This window comes from Alteromonas ulvae (assembly GCF_048987005.1).
Classification (GTDB): domain Bacteria; phylum Pseudomonadota; class Gammaproteobacteria; order Enterobacterales; family Alteromonadaceae; genus Alteromonas.
In genome coordinates this window covers 4,140,014-4,159,592 of record NZ_CP185261.1, presented here as the reverse complement: position 1 = coordinate 4,159,592, position 19,579 = coordinate 4,140,014, and the positions used below count along the sequence as shown (strand labels likewise).

The following is a 19,579-nucleotide window of genomic DNA, read 5'->3' as shown; positions in this document are numbered from 1 at the left end:
AGGTTTGATTAATTCAATGCGCAGTCGAAAAGACTGGCGATAACTCAAAAGAAACGCCAAAAAAACAGTGTGTTTTATTGCGCTGTTTCTGTGTACCAAAAGGGTAAACCGGACTAGTCGATTAATTGCATACGCACTAGGTTGCCACCATCTCGCTTAGCCTGGTAAAGCGCGTCTCCTGCATGAGCAGTAATTTCTTGCAATGGCCTCGATGACGCGGTGTAAGAAATACCAAATGAAGCAGTAATCTGAATGTTTGGGTATTCAATAAGTGGTGGCAGTGTTGCTACACCATGACGCAGGTTTTGGGCCATCTCAAAGGCTTCATGGGGTCCTTTTTGTGGTAAAAAGATAATAAACTCGTCGCTGCTCCAGCGCCCTAACACGTCTTGGTCTTTCAGCTTTTCTGATAAGTAAATTGCTACCTTATCTAAAATATCATCACCCGTGTTGCGACCGTGTGCATCAACAATGGTTGTCATCTTATCTACGTTTACTAGTATAACGCTTAGGGAACTGTGCTCTGCCAATAGGCTTTTGTAAATAAGCTGCACGCTGTCCTTTTCAGGAAGGCGGTTTGTTTGGCGAACTATCAGGTCTGGCTGCATATCTTTTCTAAAGTAATACAGTAAGTTGTATATTAATAAGAATAGAGAAAACACAACTACAAGCAGTGTCACTACGCTAAATATAAAAGCTTGTGAAATCTCAGCCTGTCTGTCCTCCAGCGGGCTCAATAAAAACACCGTCCAGCCAAACTGATTCAGCTTTACCTCTGCAATTAAAAAGTCTTTTTCATTGATAGTGACTAGTTTGTTGTTAAGGGCTTGCTCATTTTGAATCGAAAGGGGCAGGCTAGCATACCAAGGCAGCTCAGACAGGTTAGTAAAGTCTGAATAGGTGGCAACTAACGTCGGATCAGATGACAGCATAATGTCGCCTTTGTCATCGACAAATAAAAAGTCGTAGCCGTATTCTTGTTTGTAAGAGTCGAATATTTCTATGAAGCTACGTAAGCTTTTTCCAACGCCGAAAAAGCCGAGAAATTCACCTTCCTTACTGTGAATTTTAATGTCGATGTAAAGGTGAGAGTCTTCCCACTTACCAATGTCGGCAACTGCATCTGCGGGGTAATCACGATACTTAAAATACCAGCTTACTTCACCTTCAACCAAGTCAATGATGGTGCCGTCGGAGTTGTATTGTTTTCTGTCTTTCTCGCTGGCGATAAAAAACGACAGACCAAATTCTTCTTCCAACCTTTGTAAAGTGTTGAATGCAGCCTTGCTGTCTACTGAATCTCGGTCAAGTAAATCTACAAGCTCTGTTGAGTGACCAAGGGCGTAAGATATATGCAGGGGTTTGAGAAGCTGCTCTACAATAAGCGAAATGGCAGGTGAAAGTGACTGTTGCTGGGCGCGGCTTTGCTCTGCTACTATTTTTGAAATGCTAAAGTGCACTAACGTTACAATCGCTATCACAACGACTGCAAAAAGCATCAATATGCTTCTGTGTAAGGTTCTAAAGGTGTTCACAGACTGCGCATGCTCCCTTGCCTAGCTGAACTGAAATTTTGCCACGCAAAGTATACCTGTTGCAAATATGAACTACTAGCACGTTCACCTCAAGTTTAGCCTAAAAGACTAACTAGAAAACAAACAGGAAGGTAGTTGGAGTATTTAAACCGCGGCAGACCGCATTCATCCGCTGACATCTCATCAATGCTTAGTTACACTATGTGTAGATAAAAACTATGTTTACACAATAAAGGGATTGTATGGCTTTTTCAGTGGTTGTTTTAGCAGCGGGTAAAGGTACTCGCATGAAATCTTCGCTTCCAAAGGTACTTCATAAAGTAGGTGGCGTTCCAATGGTTCAGCGTATTATCAATACGGTGAAGTCGTTAGGTGCTGACAACATCCACCTTGTTTACGGCCACGGCGGTGACTTGCTGCAACAGACCATTGTAGAAGACAACCTAAACTGGTGCCTTCAGTCTGAGCAGCTAGGAACCGGCCATGCAGTTCAACAAGCCGCGCCTCATATAAAAGACAATGAAGATGTTTTGGTACTGGTAGGCGACGCCCCGCTTATTAGAGAAGAAACCTTAGATGCCTTAAAAGCGGTAAAAGCCAGCTGTGATTTAGCCTTACTTACCGTTGAACTAGACGACCCCACAGGCATGGGCCGAATTGTGAGAGAAAACGACAACATCACTCAAATTGTTGAACATAAAGATGCCTCTGACGAGCAGCGCGCCATCAAAGAGATTAACACCGGCATGATGATGATGTCTGGGGCTGATCTTAAGCGTTGGTTACACAACTTAAGTAACGACAATGCCCAAGGCGAGTATTACCTTACCGATGTTATTGCTATGGCGGCCTCAGAAGGAAAGCGTATTCAGTCTGCTCAGCCTGCGTCGGCGGTAGAAGTTGAAGGGGTAAACAACCGCATTCAACTGTCTAACCTTGAGCGCGCCTTGCAGGCTCGTCAGGCGCAGCAGTTAATGACTGATGGCGTTACCTTATTAGACCCAGCACGCTTTGATATGCGCGGTACGTTAGAAGCTGGAAACGACGTTATTATCGACGTAAATGTGATTGTGGAAGGCAACGTAACCCTAGGTAACAACGTTACTATTGGCGCAAATTGCATATTGCGCGACTGCCACATTGCAGATAACGCTGTTATTGAAGCCAACTCTATCATTGAACAGGCAAATGTAGGCGAAGCCTGTGTGGTAGGGCCTTATGCGCGCTTACGCCCTGGTGCGGTTATGCACAAAAACGCCAAGGTTGGCAACTTTGTGGAAATGAAAAAGACAGTATTAGGCGAAGGTGCAAAAGCAAACCATCTTACTTACCTTGGCGATGCCGAGGTTGGTGCTAATGCAAATATTGGTGCAGGCACCATTACCTGTAACTATGACGGTGTAAATAAATCGAAAACCATTATTGGTGAAAACGCATTTATTGGCTCTAACTCATCCCTTGTAGCGCCAGTAAACGTAGGCGATAACGCAACCGTAGGAGCAGGCTCGGTTATCACATCGGCAGTTGACGACAGTGCTCTCGCCGTTGCACGTGGCAAGCAGCGCAACATAGCAAACTGGCCACGTCCCACCAAAAAATAAAATAAAAGGGGGTCAGAACCGAATAAAATGCTAGCCACGTTGTTGGCTTATTTTATTCGGTTCTGACCCCCTTTATTGCTTTAGGAGTTGCTATGATCACCACGCTATTAGTTGGGTTTGGTTTTTCGGCTAACACGTTTCATCTGCCCTTTCTTCAACACCTTTCTGACTTTGCTATTGAGGGCGTTGTGTCCTCAAAGCCGGATGAGGTAAAAACTGCGTTGCCTGATGCAGTGGTACACTCCTCGTTAGAGGAAGCGCTAAACAGCAGGCAATTTGATTTGGTGGTAATAACAACGCCTAATCATTTACATGCGTCGCAATCTTTACTCGCACTTGAGCACAACAGTCATGTGTTAGTAGAGAAACCTTTTACCCTTAGCGCAGCCGATGCAAAGCACTTAGTTGATGTGGCGCATGAGAAAAAGAAACAATTATGCGTGTTTCACAATCGGCGTTTTGATGGCGACTTTCTCACCTTAAAGCAGCTTATTGAGCAAGGTAAGCTTGGTGATATTAAGCGCTTTGAAAGTCGCTTCGACCGCTTTAGGCCTACTCCTCGCAATCGATGGCGTGAAAACAAAGGCCCTGGCAGCGGGATATTTTGGGATTTAGGGCCACACCTAATTGACCAAGCACTTCAGCTTTTCGGCAAGCCTACAGCGGTATCGGCCAGCGTACTAACACTGCGAGATGGCGGGCAGTCAGACGATACCTTTGACCTTACCCTTCATTATGCCGACAAGATTGTGAACCTTGGCAGTTCAGCATTTCAAGGCGGTGCAACGCTTCGCTTTGATTTACAGGGAACAAAAGCAAGCTTTCGAAAGTTTCACCTAGACCCGCAAGAAAATCAGTTACGGGCGAATATGAGCCTGAAAAGTGAAAGCTGGGCAGTTACGCCTAAAAGCGAACACGGCGTACTTTCAAATGAAGATACGACAGAGGTAGTTGAAACCCGTCGTGGAGAATACTTAGCCTTTTTTGAACAGCTAGCGCGTGCTATTAAAGGTGATGCCGACTCACCTGCCGATGCAGCGAGCGTTGTTGATGTGATCAACATTATTGAAACAGCTCTGAAAGCGAGCCAAGAAGAAAGAAAGTTGCTGTTAAATTAAGCAAAGTACTTGAACACGCTTTCATAATACCTTACGATTCTTTCAAATTGTAATTTATAACTTTCGTTTTGAAAGTGACAAGCGTTTTTCATGTTTACATTGGGTTTGTTTTTTAGGTATGGCAAATACACTATGCCCCAACAAAGCCGCATACGAATGTGAAAGCTGAAACGGCGTAGCTAAAGAAGTAGTTCAAGATGAAGAGCAGTCATTCGGTTGAGGAGCGTCGCAAGCGCATAGTGGAATGGGTTAATGATAATGGCCATACACGTGTAGAAACGCTAGCCAGCCAATTTAACGCGTCTGAAGTGACTATAAGAAAAGATTTAACTGCATTGGCAGCACAAGGTGCGCTAATTAGGCAGTTTGGCGGCGCTGTGCCTGCTGCTTCATCACGTAGTGCTAATAGTAACTCCGCAATAACGTCTTCTGGTGCTTCTACTAACCCTGTGTCCTCGTCTTCATCTATTAAAACAGAAGCATTCTCACTGGCCGGCAGCGAGCTGTCGAACGCCATCGGACTATGCGCGGCCAATTTAGTCACGCCAGGCAGCAAGCTGGTGATTGATTGCGGTTCTACTACTTCCGCCATTTTACCTTTTCTATCCACTGTAGATGACCTAGTGGTAATGACCAATACGCTATCAACAGCCAACTATTTAACCCAGTGCGACACTGAGCCAACGGTATTAATGGCTGGTGGTACATGGGATGCTCTGTCTCAGTCATTTCAGGGCGCTATGGCTGAGCAGCTAGTTAGTGCCTATAGTTTTGATATTGCGTTCATTGGTGCCGCTGGTATAGACGTGGACAGAGGCACGACCACCTTTAATGAATTAACGGGAGTAACCCGCGCAATGGCCAATGCCGCTTCAAAAGTGGTGGTAATGGCTAGTGCAAAAAAACTATTGCATAAAATGCCTAACCTCGAGTTGGGTTGGAACAAAATTTCTGTGTTAATCACCGATGACAGCATTAGTGATTCTGATAAAACGAATATTGAAAATAAGGGCGTGACGGTAATCGTCGCCACGCTTAATGGAGAATAAGCATGTGTGGAATTGTTGGCGCTGTTGCCGAACGTAATGTAGTTGAAATTCTGTTGGAAGGGCTAAAACGCCTTGAGTATCGCGGGTATGATTCGGCAGGCGTTGCATTACTGCAAAGCGATGGAAACCTAACGCGCATTCGCCGCACCGGTAAAGTTCAAGAATTAGCTGACGCGGTAGCTAATAGTGAAGCACTTGGCAGCACGGGTATTGCGCATACACGCTGGGCTACTCATGGTGGTGTGACAGAAGCGAACGCTCACCCTCACTTCTCCAACGAACGGGTTGCCGTTGTGCATAACGGCATTATCGAAAATTACGTGAGCCTTCGCAATCAGTTAACGGAAAAGGGCTACCGCTTTACCAGTGACACCGACACAGAAACAATCGCACATACAGTTCACCAAGAGCTTAAATCTGGCAAGAACTTGCTAAGCGCTGTACAAAGCGCGGTAACAACTTTTCACGGTGCTTACGGCACAGTGATCATGGATAAAGAAGATCCTAGCCGCGTAGTAGTAGCGCGCTCGGGAAGCCCACTTGTTATTGGGCTAGGGCTTGGTGAAAACTTTATCGCCTCTGATCAAATGGCTTTATTACCTGTTACTCGCCGCTTCATTTTCTTAGAAGAAGGCGATGTTGCTGAAATTACTCGCCGCACGGTAGATATTTTTGATAAGCACGGCGTGCCGGTTGAGCGTGAAGTTGTAGAGTCTAATATAGAGCACGATGCGGGTGATAAGGGCGGTTACCGTCACTATATGCTTAAAGAAATTCACGAGCAGCCCACCGTAGTGCGCAACGCGCTTCAGCAGCGCATTACCGAAACAGGGTTAGCGCCTAACGTATTTGGCGAGGGCGCTGATGCTATATTCAAGCAAGTAAAACACGTTCAAATTATTGCCTGTGGTACAAGTTATCATGCTGGCATGACCGCGCGCTATTGGCTAGAACAATACGCTAACGTATCGTGTAACGTAGAAATTGCGTCAGAGTTTCGCTATCGCAAGTCTGTAGTACACCCAAATAGTTTACTTATTACCATTTCTCAATCGGGCGAAACTGCCGATACCCTTGCAGCGCTGCGTTTAGCGAAAGAGTCGGGATATATGTCGAGCCTGACTATTTGTAATGTTCCTGGGTCGTCGCTGGTGCGTGAGTCTGACTTAGCCTTTATGACCCGCGCAGGTGCAGAAATAGGCGTGGCATCCACTAAAGCTTTCACCACACAGCTAACGGCATTTTTAATGTTAACGCTAGCGCTAGGTAAAGAAAATGGTATGCTAGAAAGTGATGAGAGCGGTATTGTTGCAGCCCTTCACAGCTTGCCAGCCAAGCTAGAAGAAACGCTGGCTATGACTAACGGCATCGAAGATTTAGCAGAAGAATTTGCAGATAAAAACCACAGCCTATTCTTAGGCCGTGGCGACCAATACCCTATAGCAATGGAAGGCGCGTTAAAGCTTAAAGAAATTTCGTATATTCACGCCGAGGCCTATGCATCGGGCGAGTTAAAACACGGCCCACTTGCGCTTATTGATGACGAAATGCCTGTGATCGTGGTTGCGCCAAACAATGAGCTGTTAGAAAAGCTTAAATCGAACGTAGAAGAAGTGCGTGCTCGCGGCGGCATTATGTATGTATTTGCCGATAAAGATGCTGCATTTGAGGGGGATGAGTCGATGCGCGTAATCAATGTACCGCACTGCGACGGCCCCATAGCCCCGATCATCTACACGTTGCCTTTACAGTTGCTTTCTTATTATGTTGCGTTAATAAAAGGCACAGATGTGGATCAGCCACGTAATTTGGCGAAATCGGTAACGGTAGAATAGTCTCATAAGTAAAATAACAATAATTAGAAGCGACTGAGGAAAACCATGTGTTGTACCACATCTTAGGTACTGTAAGCGCAGTCGCTTTTTTGCTGACCTGGTACGGGTTGGCGAAACAAATTATCAATATAGAGAAGCTGCGCGAAAGCAATCAGTCTTCTACCCAAAGCTTGTCGACGAACCAGTTCGCTTCAAGCTTTTTTGCGTTTTATGCCAACTTTATTTTTGGTATCGCCATAGAGCCTTTTAGCCATTACCTGGTGTGGACTCGCTTTGGTGCGCTCCTTCTCATCTTAGTTATTCTGTTTCAGCTCTGGCATGACCGGCGCTCTATACCCACAGGGCTTGTTTTAGGCCTATGCGTCACTGCAATGGTTATAGGGTTATGTTCAATGGGTTTTCGACCATATCCGAGTGTGGCAAAGCTAGGGGCCAATAGCTTAATGCTGATAGTGACCGCGCTGCTGATACAAGGCACGCTGCATCAAATAATAGTGGTAAGGCGGAGCAAAGTAATAGGTGCACTATCGCCCGCGCTATTTCGCAGTATTTTAATTAAAGATGTGACGACATTAGCGTTCGCGCTAACTATGCCACTGGCAGTGGCATGGCCTCTCATTGTGCTTAATGGGGCTAGTGTAATAACTCGGGGTGGTTTGTTGGTTCAAATGAAAATGGTGGGGGAAAAGAGTGGTGAGAAGAACAGCAACAAAGAAGCATCGTAGTGCGTCATAAAAATAGGCAGCTCTGCTTACTCAAGGGTGTAAATGGGTGAACTAACCCTATGAAAATCAATTTAGAAACTTTATGATTACCTTTATTGAGACCTAAAATTCACAGGTTTATTAAGATGATAAGGGTACTTCACCTTTTATTTGTTTTTGTGCCCATCGTCACCTTTTCTGCTTGGGCAAAAGAAAAAGTAGATGTAGCAATAATAGAGACCCTTCCTGTAACCATTGTTACCGAATCACGCATTGCGTTTGAAGCCGAACTGCAGCGTTTGATGCCTGATAAAGATATCCACTTTCGTGTGTACAACGCTGAAGGTTCGGTAGAGCAAGCCGAATCGTTGTTATCTGACATGTTAGCCGAATCTACCCCCGACCTCGTGGTGTCACTCGCGACGCTTGCTACACGCGCCGTGGTAAATAAAGACGAACTATTGTCTATTCCAAAATTATTTATGGTGGTGTCTGAGCCGGTTACCGAAGGAATTGTTTCGGCTTTTGGTGCTACGAGCAAACGCAACATTACCGGTGATTCCCATGTTGTGAACGCCACAGTAAAACTCGATATATTGAACGGTGTTTTACAAGCATCTGAGCCCGTAAGAACGCGAAAAATTGCGTTGCTTCATTCTTCATACCCGTCCTCGTTTAATGCCGCAAATGCGCTCTTAGCGCGACAAGCCGCTTACCAAAATATTCAGTTTATCCCTATTAAAACGCCTTATATTGCCAAAGAAGCTGGTCTAGAAATAATGAAGGAAGACGTCATTCGCCTTTTGAAATCAGAAAAAAACGCGATTGACGGGTATTGGTTGTCTGCAGGCCCGTTAATAGAAACACCTAATTTAATAGCCGATATAAAAAAGCAGACTGGATTGCTGCCTTTGTTTGCAGAGAGTGTGTCGGCAGTTCAAGAGGGCGCACTTATTGGCATTGTATCTCAACCTCAAGATGTTGGCGCATCTGCCGCTAAAAAGGCTAAGCGCATTTTGGCGCTAGGTTCCTCGGAAACTATTCCCGTAGAACAAATTGAAAACTTTACCGTAGCAGTGAATGTAACCACTGCTATTAAATTGCAGCTTCCCATACCTTCAATTTACCTGAAACTCTCTGAACAGCATGTTTATCAATAAGGTATGGATAAGAGTTAATATGCGAATAAAATCAAAATTATTAGCGATTTATATACCAATATTGTTTGTTGGTATGGCGCTAACTGGCTACTGGGCCTATCTAATTGCTTACGAGTCTGTGCGAGAACGCGAATATCAACTACTCACTCAAATGCTGGCCTTTAACGTGATGGAAATTGTAGAGGATCGCAGAGCGCTTTTAATAGATTCCGGGCTCGAAAATGTCCCCGTGTTTAGAACGGCTTATCAAAAAGAAGTGTTCGAGGAACTTGAAGGTTTGTATACCCGAACTGGACGACATTTCTTGATCAGCGATGAAAGTACGCGGCAAATTCTTTACACCACGTTAAGCCAGCAAGGTATTCCTGATACTAGTAGTGCATCGGTGATTACCGTGAGCGATTTCACATTGGCGTTTGGTGAGTCGCAGTTCGATGGTCAAGATGTCTTATTTGCATGCACCAAATTTTCCCCTTGGAATTGGAAGTTAACCGTTATTCAGCCAGCCGATGAGCTGCAGGCCTCACTGTCGAAAATTGCATGGCTGACCATATTGGTAACCGTGTTTGCAGTCGTGCTAGTGGCTCTTTTGATGGGAAAAGTGACTCAATACTTCGTTATTTCTCCCGTGGAAAAAATAAGAAATGCAGCAAGTAGGATAGCTATTGAGCACAAGCAGGTAAACATCAACGTTCAGCAAGACGATGAGCTAGGTAGCTTAGCAAGAGATGTGGAAGTGATGTCTGTGGAGATTGCTGATTATGTCAATCAAGCACAGCAAGCTAACCGCGCAAAGACCGATTTTCTCGCGGTAATGAGCCATGAAATAAGAACACCATTAAACGGTATACAGGGTCTTGCGACGTTATTGCTCGATACACCGCTTGACGACAAACAGCGAAAGTACTCTGCCGACTTAAAAGCGTCAGCGTCTATTTTGGCCAACGTAATAAATGATGTATTAGACCTTTCAAAAATTGAGTCTGGAATGTCAGAACTAGATATGGCGGAGTTCAATCTTGAGGAGATGCTGAGCGATCTCATTACCTTGCTCGGAACTAATGCAAGTGCAAATGGTGCACGATTGATTTACTCCAGTAAAAATCTCGATGATGTTGTGGTAACCAGCGACGTTACTAAGCTGCGCCAAATAGTCATTAATCTAGTGAGTAATGCGATTAAGTTTACCCGCGAGGGCACGGTAACGATATCTGCAAAGCTACAAAAGCCCTCCGATAGAAACACTCAAGAAAACAAGCTCTCTATATCGGTAAAAGACACTGGAATTGGCATAGAGCAAGACCGGCTAGCGCACATATTTGACAAATTTACTCAGTCAGATTCGTCTATTACTCGCCAGTATGGTGGCACAGGGTTAGGACTGTCAATCGCCAAACAGCTTGCTGAATTATTAGGTGGTGATATTAAAGTAATGAGTAAAGTGGGTGAGGGGTCAAACTTCTTAGTCACTGCCATGGTGAAAAGCCGTCTGAAGGTGGACATCACTGAAAGCGGCTCAAATGCAAATGGACAAGGCGCAGCCCAACTTCGCAAAGGGATTAACGTACTTTTAGCAGAGGATAACGCCATCAACGCTGTTGTGGCAAAAGCGTTGCTAGAGCAGCTTAGCTGCAACGTTAATCATGTGGAAAACGGCATGTTTGCCATTGAAAGGGTGGAAGAAGGCGGCATTGACATGGTGTTTATGGACGTTCACATGCCAGTGATGGATGGCATAGAAGCCACTCGTCGCATTAGAAAGCTGCCAGCGGGCCTCGGTGAAATACCCATTGTGGGCTTAACTGCCGAGGCGTTTCAGGAACGACATGTAGCATTTAAAGAAGCGGGAATGAACCATATTGTTACGAAGCCCATTACCATTGATGCATTAAGAAATAGCCTATTGAAACTTAACCTGTGATGATTTTAAGGATGAATGGGCTTTTTGGCTTTAGAATTAGAGGGTTACATGTAAAACATGGAGGCATTTTCCGTGCAATTTAATACAGCAAAAGAGAGAGTTCGCCTCCGAATAGCCCTAATCATTGGCGCACTCATTGTAGCGTGCTTTATGGTTGCAGATTTTTTATTGTTGCCAAGCGCGATGCATCAAATTTATCTCTATGATCGCCTCTTTTTTCAAATCCCGATTATTTTTATCGCTATGGTGCTGTCATTTTGGCGGCACTTTTCTCGTTACCGAGCCTTTATTTTTACTACCCTCTTAGTGGCGCTGACTTACTCTAACTACTGGGTAATTTGGATCTGCTGGCAGGAGTACCAATTTGCTTTTCCCTATGAGGGAACCATTTTATATGCGTTTTACTGTGTATTTGCCTTAGGCATTCCTTTTCGCTTTGCGATTACCAGTGCAGTAATTAATGTAATTGGCTTTATGGTGGTGATGTGGCTAGCACCGGCCTATGGCGATCGTATGCCTATTTCGGTGGGCTTTGTCGCCGCCTCTTTGTTTACGTGCTCGTACGCAAAATATCGGTTAGACAGAAGTCTTTTGTTACTGAAAAAAACCAACGATCGCCTGGCCAAGCTCAGTAAGTTCGACCCCTTATCAGATTTACTCAACAGGCGCGCTCTGCGCAATCAAAGCGAAAACCTATTGGCCTACGCAAAGCGCCACAATGTGTCATTGGCCGTCATCATGTTAGATTTGGACGATTTTAAAGAATACAACGACCACTATGGGCACCAGCAGGGTGATGAAGCAATACGTCAACAATCCTCTATATTGCGGGGCATATTTAAGCGTCAAACGGATATCATAGGCCGCTATGGAGGAGAGGAGTTTGTGGTTGTGCTTAGTGACGTTAATGAAGAGCAACTTAAGCAAAGCTGCCAAAAAATCTTACAGGGCTGGGAGAAAACGAACTTGGCTCACGCTCCTAATGCGGCACATCCATTTATCAGTTGCTCTATCGGCGCTGTCATTACCAACACACCCGGGGATACATCAATAGATAGTCTTATTGGTGTTGCAGATAAAGCGCTTTATAGAGCGAAAGACAAGGGTAAGGCCTGCTACGAACTTGCCCCGTTTTAATTGGTGAATGGTAATTGGCAAATCGCCATCTGCGAGTCTAAATAGTCGAATATGGAACGGCAAAGCTCAACCGATTAAACAGTGTCAAACACACCACGATTTATGCCGTGTCAAAGGCCTTAAACCATGGTATGTAATGTTATTACAAAACGTTGACCGTATATCGGCCTACAGTTTTACAATCATCTTGCCTGTATTTTTGCCTTCAAACAGCATGTTCAAACCTTTCTGGGCGTTTTCTAGTCCATCAATAGCGTGGGCGCGATACTTTATTTTGCCTTGCTGCACGTAAGGCGTGAGTTTTTCAAGCAGTTGTGGTAGTTCGCCCCAGTGATCGGGCATAGCAAAACCGCGAATGGTAATACGCTTTTTGATAAGTGGGATCCAATTTGGACCTGCTGAAGGTTCGTCAGCCTGGTAGTCGGCAATCATGCCACACACCACTATTCGACCATGTGCATTCATTCTATTGAAAACGTGGTGCTGAATAGGTCCACCTGTATTTTCAAAATAAACATCAACCTTATTAGGCGTTAGTTCAGCCAGTTTGGCTTCTAGATCGTCTGTTTTGTAGTTTATTGCACCGTCAAAACCTAATTCGTTGACGATCCAATCCGCTTTTTCATCGCTGCCAACTACGCCAATTACACGTAAGCCATCCGCTTTTGCTAATTGACCTACCATAGACCCTACCGAGCCCGCAGCACCGGTGACTACGATGGTTTCACCTTCTTTTGGGTGGCCAAAGTTATACAAGCCTGTGGTTGCAGTAAGCCCTGGCAGTGCAAACACACACAGCGCCATCTCTTCCGTTACACCGGGTTGTAATTTATTAAATCCTGAGCCGTCGCTTACTACGTATTCTCGCCAGCCAGTCATGCCCATTACTTTGTCGCCTACGGCGAATTTGGCGTTTTTAGACTTAACAACTTCACCTACGCCGCTTGAGCGCATTACTTCACCAAGCTCTACAGGCGGAATATAACTTTCTCTGTCTTCACTCATCCAGCCAAGCATTGCTGGGTCTAAAGACATGTGGGTCTGCTTTATCAGTACCTGTCCGTCTTTTACCTCTGGAATGTCTAGTTCTTTGGTTTCAAAAAGGTGAGGACCTATTTTTTTGTCATCAGGACGCTGAACAAGGGATATCGATTTGTAGGTAGCCATGGTTACCTCCTTATAGTGTTAACCATCAGTTCTCTTCAAAAAGAAAGAGACTGTAGTTAGGTTTAGGCTCTTAAGATGAGTGGGGGCTGTTTATTTAAACACAAGTAGTGCGCACATATGCAGTACATACAAGTGCAGGAGTGATTTGTATCTGAGTAAAATAGTTCGGAGAGAAGTGTGTAGAGCGCTTATTTATATTTCACTGTTAACATAAAGGGCATGTGTTGTTTACGTGCGGTTTTCATGTTAGGTCATAAATTCGGCGAACGTGTCGTTAAAATTGTAAAAATAGTGATAAAAGTGCGTGAATAGTAATTGGTATTGTTGAACAAATGTGCTCCTGTCCGTAGAATGCGCGCTGCAATTTTTTCTTCAAATGAGTATTTTATGAAGCAACAGCTTTCTCTTCGTGCCTCGGTATGCCTAGCGTTAACAACATTCGCTTCTTCTTCAGCTTTATCAGCTGGTTTTCAGGTTAACGAGCACAGTGCTAATGGCTTAGGTCGCGCAATGGCAGGCCAAGCCGCAACCCCCGAAAACGCCTCTATTCTAGCCACTAATCCAGCGGCTATTGGCGTGTTTACACAGTCGCAATTTAGTAGCTCAATGAGCGTTATTGCACCAAGCGTAGATGTTAGCGGTGATGTTAGCTATGCCGCCGGCGGGCAAACCATTGGCGCTGCCGATGCCTCGAACCGCGATATAGCGGATACTGCCATTGTTCCAAGTATTTTTTATACAACGCCCCTCAACGACAAATGGGCTGCTGGCGTAGGTTTATTCACTACCTATGGGTTGCGCTCAGATTATGACGATAACTTTGATGCACTGCATTTTGCCGATACCGCAGAGGTACGCTCAATTACGCTTAACCCCGCAGTTTCCTATAAAGTGAATGAACAGTTAATGCTAGGCGTGGGGATTAACGCTACGTTTGCAGATGCAGAAATAAGTTCAGCAATCTCCAATAGCCTATCGCCAATACTGAGCAATGCACTGCAAACGCAAGTGCCTGCAACAACCTCTATTTTTAAGTTGGAAGGGGAAGATTGGGGCTTCGGATGGAATGTGGGTGCTTTTTGGCAGCCAACAGATATGACGAGCATCGCGTTGTCTTATCGCGCTGAAACTGAGCTAACGTTAAGTGGTGAGGTAAGTTCACAAATTACGCCTTCGTTAAATCAACCTGGTAGCCTAGATTTGAATTTAGCAGCTATCACGGAGTTGGCAGTAAACCAAAAGCTAGACAGTCAGTGGTCGGTACAGGCCAGTTTAACGTTCACCGACTGGAGCACCTTTGAAAAGCTAGAAGCTAATTTAAGGGATGGTTCGGACTTTTTGATCAAACAAGAAAACTTTGATGATTCGCTGCGCGCGTCCGTTGGTGTTACGTATTTATTCAGCGATGAGCTAACTCTACGTGCAGGTTATGCCTACGACGATGGTGTAGTTACGGTAGAAAACCGTTCACTCAGTATTCCAGATACCGATCGCCATTGGGTTTCAGGTGGCTTTACGTATTCGTTTAGTGACAATACCTCTGTTGATGGCGCCTATGTTTACATCAACGGCCGAGAAGCGGATATCAACAAAATGCGAGCGCTTAACGAGCAAGGTACATTAACGTCTACGTTTGTGGGTACTCAATCTGCCACTGCGCATATTCTTAGCGTACAGGTTAACCACCGCTTTTAAGTGCCATTTTGTTTTTATAGGTTAAGGGCTCAAATTTACCTGAGCCCAGTACTTCAAACAGATCTAGCAAATAAGACCCAGTTCGCTAAGTCGGGTACACACATTTTCAGCAGACTAATTTCAGCAAAGAAGTCGCAGCGAAAGCTGCGGTTTGTGCGCTGTTTGTTTATGTGCCGTTTGCTTATGTGGATTGAAAATGATTTAAATCGACTAATTGGAGGTTTTTTTAGCCAAATAAAATGATAGGTTAAAGTATCTCAATCACTGATATCGACATAACGCGTTCATGAAAAAACACATTTTCGTATTGCTTTTCACCTTTAGTTCGTTGTGGCTATCCGGCTGCACATCAACCATTGATATTGATAGTTCAAGCACGGCTGAATATGGGCCTAAAGTGTTTGAGTCGCCGTCATTCACCGCTATTACTGTGGCTTATGCCCCTGAAATGCAGGGGATTTTGAATCGTATTGAGCAAGATCCAAATGCAAATATTCACACCACAACGAATATCAAAGGGATAACGTATCGTTTAGGCACGTATCACAACCAGCCTATCCTTGTGTTTGCCACGGGTATGAGTATTGCCAATGCGGCGTTATCTATGCAAATGGCGCTAGACTATTTCCCCATAAAACAGGTGGTATTTATGGGTATTGCAGGCGCGGTGAATCCAAAGTGGCAACCAGGAGATGTCATTGTGCCCGCACGTTGGTATTACCACGATGAGAGTGTGTACACCAATGAAGACCCCAGAGCACCGGGCGAGTATATTCTTCCCGAGTATTATGAGGCATTTGTGAAAAAACAAGATGCTCGTCGCATTAGCGATCCACATTTACCTAATTACAAACCGTTTCAGTTTATTCACCCCGATGAAGTGCTTATTGTAAAAGAAGGCATGGATGAACCGGTGGATACGGCCTATTTCAGTGCAACGCAACGCCTTCTAGATGCTGCGCAGACAGCCATGTCCACCATGCCATCACAGCGAGTGCTAGATGATCGTGATGCTACTCTTTTCGTGGGTGGTAACGGTGTTACGGGCTCGGTATTTTTAGATAATCGAGAGTACAGGAAGTGGACGCGGGACGTGTTTAGTGCAGAAGTGACCGAAATGGAGTCGGCGGCTATTGGCCAAGTGTGCACCATCAATGAGGTAGACTGGGTGATTATTCGCGCCATTAGCGATTTAGCAGGTGGGCAAGAAGGCCTTAATGTAGAAAGTAAATACGATACAGAAGTATCGAGAATTGGGGCGAATGTACTTTTTTCTGTGCTAGACGAGCTATCGAAAGGCCAATAACATTTCACTGCTAGTGCGCCTAGACTGCTAGTGCGCTCAAACGATTAGAGCGCCTAGACTGCTAGTGCGGGTAAACTGCTAGAGCGCGCAGAGAAAAAGCGCGCTGTTAGCAGATTCAATATGGGACTAGCAATGATGCGCCATCAGCGAATGGTTCGCACCATATTGATAGTCGTGGTGGCCAATTTAACTTCGACTAAAAACACGATTAGCGCACTTATCAAGAAGATCATGGCAAGAATAAAAAGCACTATCACGGGTGTTTTTAAATCGACTATCCACAGCGAACCTGCAAATAAAGCCATGATGACAGTGCACACGAGAAGGCCTGAGGTAACGCAAAGGCCAATAGCCCAATTAATCACCTTTACTCTTCTCCACAGCACTTTAATTTCGCGCTTAGACCTGTCCACAATGTGCGGGTCGGATAGCGTATGAATTTGTCTTTCCGCAACACGCACCCTGTCTGAAATTCGCCCTAGCCGCGAAGACATTACGTTTAAAAAGCCTGCAATCCCCGTGAGTAAAAATACGGGCGCGACAGCGAATTCTATGAGTTGTGAGAGACTTGGGATCAGTGTGTTCAATGCGTTCTTCCTAGATAGCTATGTCTAATTACATTGTGTAAATACATGTTTATTGTACTTAAAAGTGGGTGAAAGCCCGATCTGTCTTACTTTTATGAACGTTTAACGTAATGCTTTTTTTGTAATGGTAACAATACCGTATAGTAACGGTATCACGCGGTTTACATTTTTATATATGCATATCTGATTTTGAATCGTTGTATCAGTGCGCACAGGTTTATCAAAATTAGCTGAATAGGCTTACGAGACGTAGTCGCTTATCAGAAAGATAGCAGAGATGAACATGCTACTGCATCTGAACATTTTCATCTGAAAAAAAAGCTAGTGCAAATAAAAACGGATACAAAAAAGTCACCGCAAACTAATTATTCAAAGGATTATTAATGACGTTTAAGCCGTTATTTCCATTGTCGTTTATCATACTTTCCCTTACCACACTGTCGCTAACCGCTGGTCTATCAACTGTGTCAGCTGCAGAAAATAGCGACAATATTGAGCGTATTGAAACCACTTCGTCCCGCATTGTGGGTAACAAAAATAATGTTGGTTATATCGTTTCCTCTGTCACTGAAGACACTCTTGACTTGTTATCGTTTCAACACATCCAAGAATCGCTGAATTATATCGCGGGAGCGGGCGTACAACGAGGCAATGGACAAGAGTATTTACCGGCACTGCGCTCTCCCGTGCTTTCCGGCGCAGGAGCCTGTGGCGGTATTTTAGCTGCAGAAGACGGCATTCCGTTGCGAGCGGCTGGCTTTTGTAATATTAACGAGCTGTTTGAGGCTCATGGCGAAATGGCCCAGCGTATTGATGTGATAAAAGGGCCGGCGTCTGCGCTTTATGGTTCCAATGCCATTCACGGCGTTATTAACGTAGTAACGCCTGACACCACCAGAGGGGGCGGCGTGTTAGGCGTCGACTACGGCTCTTACGGATTTCATCGCGTTAAATTAAGGCAAGGTAAAGACTTTGGTGATAGTGGAGTGGGCATTAATGCGAGCATCACCAGAGACACGGGTTATCGAAACGATGAGGGCGTTGACCAGGAAAAAGTGAATATTCGCCATAGAGCTGACTTCAATAATGTGTCGATAACAAGCGGTGTAACGTACACCAATCTCGATCAGGAAACGGCAGGCTATATAACCGGTTTTGAAAGTTACAAAGATAAGCAGGTGGCGCAGAGTAATCCAAATCCAGAGGCGTTTAGAAAGGCGAAAAGCTTACGCATTTGGAGCAAAGTAGATTGGCTATTTGATAACAACAGTGCCTTGTCTATTACCCCATATGTGCGCGATCAGTCTATGGACTTTAGAATGCATTTTCTGCCGGGTAAACCACTTGAGCAAAACGCGCAAGAAGGCGTAGGTGTGCTAACTCAATACAATTACATTATGAGCCCTTCGTTGAATATTGATGTTGGTCTAGATGCTGAATATACCCAAGGTGAACTCATTCAATCGCAAGACAGTGAAACGGTAGGCTCGGCGTTTCTCGTTGAAACTGTGCCCCAAGGGAAGCATTACGATTACAACGTAGACGCAACGCTGTTAGCGCCGTTTTTTGCCGTTAATGTGCAGCAGGGCGCATGGGACATTTCCATTGGCGGTCGATTCGAGAGTATGCGATACGACTACACCAATAATATGAATGCGGGGAGACTGACAGAGGACGGTGCTGAATGCGGATTTGGCGGGTGCAGATATAGCCGCCCTGAAAGCGGCAAAAATAGTTTTGATAACTTCAGCCCAAAACTATCGATGCAATATGAACTGTCTGAGACTACCCATTTTTATGGAGGTGTAGCCAAAGGCTATCGAGCCCCTCAAGCCACAGAGCTTTACCGCTTACAACGAGCGCAACAAGTGACTGACTTAGACGCGGTAGACGCAACTAACATAGAAGTTGGTATACGGGGCGAACTGGCTGACGGCAGCTATGTACTGTCTCTGTATAGCTTAGAGAAAGATAACGTCATTTATCGCGATAGCGATTTCTTTAACGTTAGCAACGGAGAAACCTGGCACAGAGGCGTTGAGCTTACCTTTAATTATGCTATCAACTCCCGCTTGAACATCGATTTTGCGGGCTCCTATTCTGCCCATACCTATGAACACGACCAGCTATCTGGAGAGGTCAATATTAAAGGCAACGATATGGATACGGCGCCTGACTGGCTTACAAACACTCGATTGCAATATTCGCTAACCGACGCCATAGATACACAGCTAGAGTGGCAACACGTTGCGAGCTATTTTACTGACCCAGAAAATGCCAACGAATATGAGGGGCACAACCTTTTTCATGCCCGTGCAAGTTATGCGGTGTCTGACAATATGACCTTATACGCCCGCATTAATAACCTGCTTGATGAAACCTATGCTGAACGAGCTGATTTTACCTCGTTCACTGGCCCACGTTACTTTCCGGGGCGACCACGTAACTTTATGTTAAGCGCCACATTTACGATGTAAGTTTAGTATTTACCGTTGCTAAATACAGCTGCTAAATATAGTTGCCAATCACAGTTGCCAATCACAGTTGCTAACCACAGTTGCCAAGTACGCCTGCTGTGTAACAGTGTTATGCGAGGTGCTCAGAGAGGGTGACTAGACTGGGTTACTAGAGAGAGTTACCCAAGAAAGACTACCAAAAAGAGCTGGTAGGAAGCGTACTTGTTTCTATTAAGGAAGTGCACCTTGTTGTAATAACTGCGCACTCAAAGGGCTATCTAACATCACTTGTAGGTACAACATGATAG

General features: G+C 44.9%; 14 protein-coding genes. 11 read left to right on the top strand and 3 right to left on the bottom strand.

Features of this window, described 5'->3' with window-relative positions:
* Positions 1-113: 113 nt before the first annotated feature.
* Positions 114-1,535, bottom strand: coding sequence for a sensor domain-containing diguanylate cyclase (locus ACOJR9_RS17950; protein WP_420934242.1), 1,422 nt, complete (start codon positions 1,533-1,535; stop codon positions 114-116).
* A gap of 242 nt (positions 1,536-1,777) precedes the next feature.
* Between ACOJR9_RS17950 and glmU the strand changes: the two genes are divergently transcribed.
* The 8 genes from glmU to ACOJR9_RS17910 all read left to right on the top strand — a co-directional run bounded on the left by glmU (position 1,778) and on the right by ACOJR9_RS17910 (position 12,060).
* On the top strand, positions 1,778-3,136 hold the full coding sequence (gene glmU / locus ACOJR9_RS17945; RefSeq protein WP_420934241.1) for a bifunctional UDP-N-acetylglucosamine diphosphorylase/glucosamine-1-phosphate N-acetyltransferase GlmU: 1,359 nt from the start codon (positions 1,778-1,780) through the stop codon (positions 3,134-3,136).
* Positions 3,137-3,228: 92 nt separating this feature from the next.
* A complete protein-coding gene (locus tag ACOJR9_RS17940; protein WP_420934240.1) occupies positions 3,229-4,254 on the top strand; it encodes a Gfo/Idh/MocA family oxidoreductase in 1,026 nt (341 codons plus the stop codon).
* A 197-nt stretch (positions 4,255-4,451) separates the two neighbouring features.
* Positions 4,452-5,303, top strand: a complete 852-nt coding sequence (locus ACOJR9_RS17935; RefSeq protein ID WP_420934239.1) for a DeoR/GlpR family DNA-binding transcription regulator — start codon at positions 4,452-4,454, stop codon at positions 5,301-5,303.
* 2 nt (positions 5,304-5,305) lie between these two features.
* Positions 5,306-7,138 carry a glutamine--fructose-6-phosphate transaminase (isomerizing) gene (glmS, locus tag ACOJR9_RS17930; RefSeq protein ID WP_420934238.1) on the top strand — a complete coding sequence of 611 codons (1,833 nt, stop codon included), beginning with the start codon at positions 5,306-5,308 and terminating at the stop codon, positions 7,136-7,138.
* 47 nt (positions 7,139-7,185) lie between these two features.
* Positions 7,186-7,863 carry a hypothetical protein gene (locus ACOJR9_RS17925; RefSeq protein WP_420934237.1) on the top strand — a complete coding sequence of 226 codons (678 nt, stop codon included), beginning with the start codon at positions 7,186-7,188 and terminating at the stop codon, positions 7,861-7,863.
* A 125-nt stretch (positions 7,864-7,988) separates the two neighbouring features.
* The gene (locus ACOJR9_RS17920) at positions 7,989-9,002 is read left to right on the top strand and encodes an ABC transporter substrate-binding protein (protein ID WP_420934236.1); all 1,014 of its coding nucleotides are present in this window, start codon (positions 7,989-7,991) and stop codon (positions 9,000-9,002) included.
* Positions 9,003-9,021: 19 nt separating this feature from the next.
* Positions 9,022-10,923 (top strand): ATP-binding protein, encoded by a 1,902-nt coding sequence (locus ACOJR9_RS17915; protein ID WP_420934235.1) that lies wholly within the window; start codon positions 9,022-9,024, stop codon positions 10,921-10,923.
* A 72-nt stretch (positions 10,924-10,995) separates the two neighbouring features.
* Positions 10,996-12,060: a GGDEF domain-containing protein gene (locus tag ACOJR9_RS17910; RefSeq protein ID WP_420934234.1), complete on the top strand. Its 1,065-nt coding sequence runs from the start codon at positions 10,996-10,998 to the stop codon at positions 12,058-12,060.
* 168 nt (positions 12,061-12,228) lie between these two features.
* Here ACOJR9_RS17910 and ACOJR9_RS17905 read toward each other — a convergent pair whose 3' ends face one another.
* The gene (locus ACOJR9_RS17905; protein WP_420934233.1) at positions 12,229-13,227 is read right to left on the bottom strand and encodes an NADP-dependent oxidoreductase; all 999 of its coding nucleotides are present in this window, start codon (positions 13,225-13,227) and stop codon (positions 12,229-12,231) included.
* A 387-nt stretch (positions 13,228-13,614) separates the two neighbouring features.
* Between ACOJR9_RS17905 and ACOJR9_RS17900 the strand changes: the two genes are divergently transcribed.
* Positions 13,615-14,922 (top strand): OmpP1/FadL family transporter, encoded by a 1,308-nt coding sequence (locus ACOJR9_RS17900; RefSeq protein WP_420934232.1) that lies wholly within the window; start codon positions 13,615-13,617, stop codon positions 14,920-14,922.
* Positions 14,923-15,208: 286 nt separating this feature from the next.
* Positions 15,209-16,228 carry a purine phosphorylase gene (locus ACOJR9_RS17895; protein ID WP_420934231.1) on the top strand — a complete coding sequence of 340 codons (1,020 nt, stop codon included), beginning with the start codon at positions 15,209-15,211 and terminating at the stop codon, positions 16,226-16,228.
* A 143-nt stretch (positions 16,229-16,371) separates the two neighbouring features.
* Here the strand turns inward: ACOJR9_RS17895 and ACOJR9_RS17890 are convergent, their stop codons facing one another.
* Complete coding sequence (locus tag ACOJR9_RS17890) at positions 16,372-16,815, bottom strand: DUF2721 domain-containing protein (RefSeq protein ID WP_032097660.1); 444 nt, start codon at positions 16,813-16,815, stop codon at positions 16,372-16,374.
* Between the two features lie 383 nt (positions 16,816-17,198).
* Between ACOJR9_RS17890 and ACOJR9_RS17885 the strand changes: the two genes are divergently transcribed.
* On the top strand, positions 17,199-19,292 hold the full coding sequence (locus tag ACOJR9_RS17885) for a TonB-dependent receptor (protein ID WP_420934230.1): 2,094 nt from the start codon (positions 17,199-17,201) through the stop codon (positions 19,290-19,292).
* The last annotated feature ends 287 nt before the right edge of the window (positions 19,293-19,579 follow it).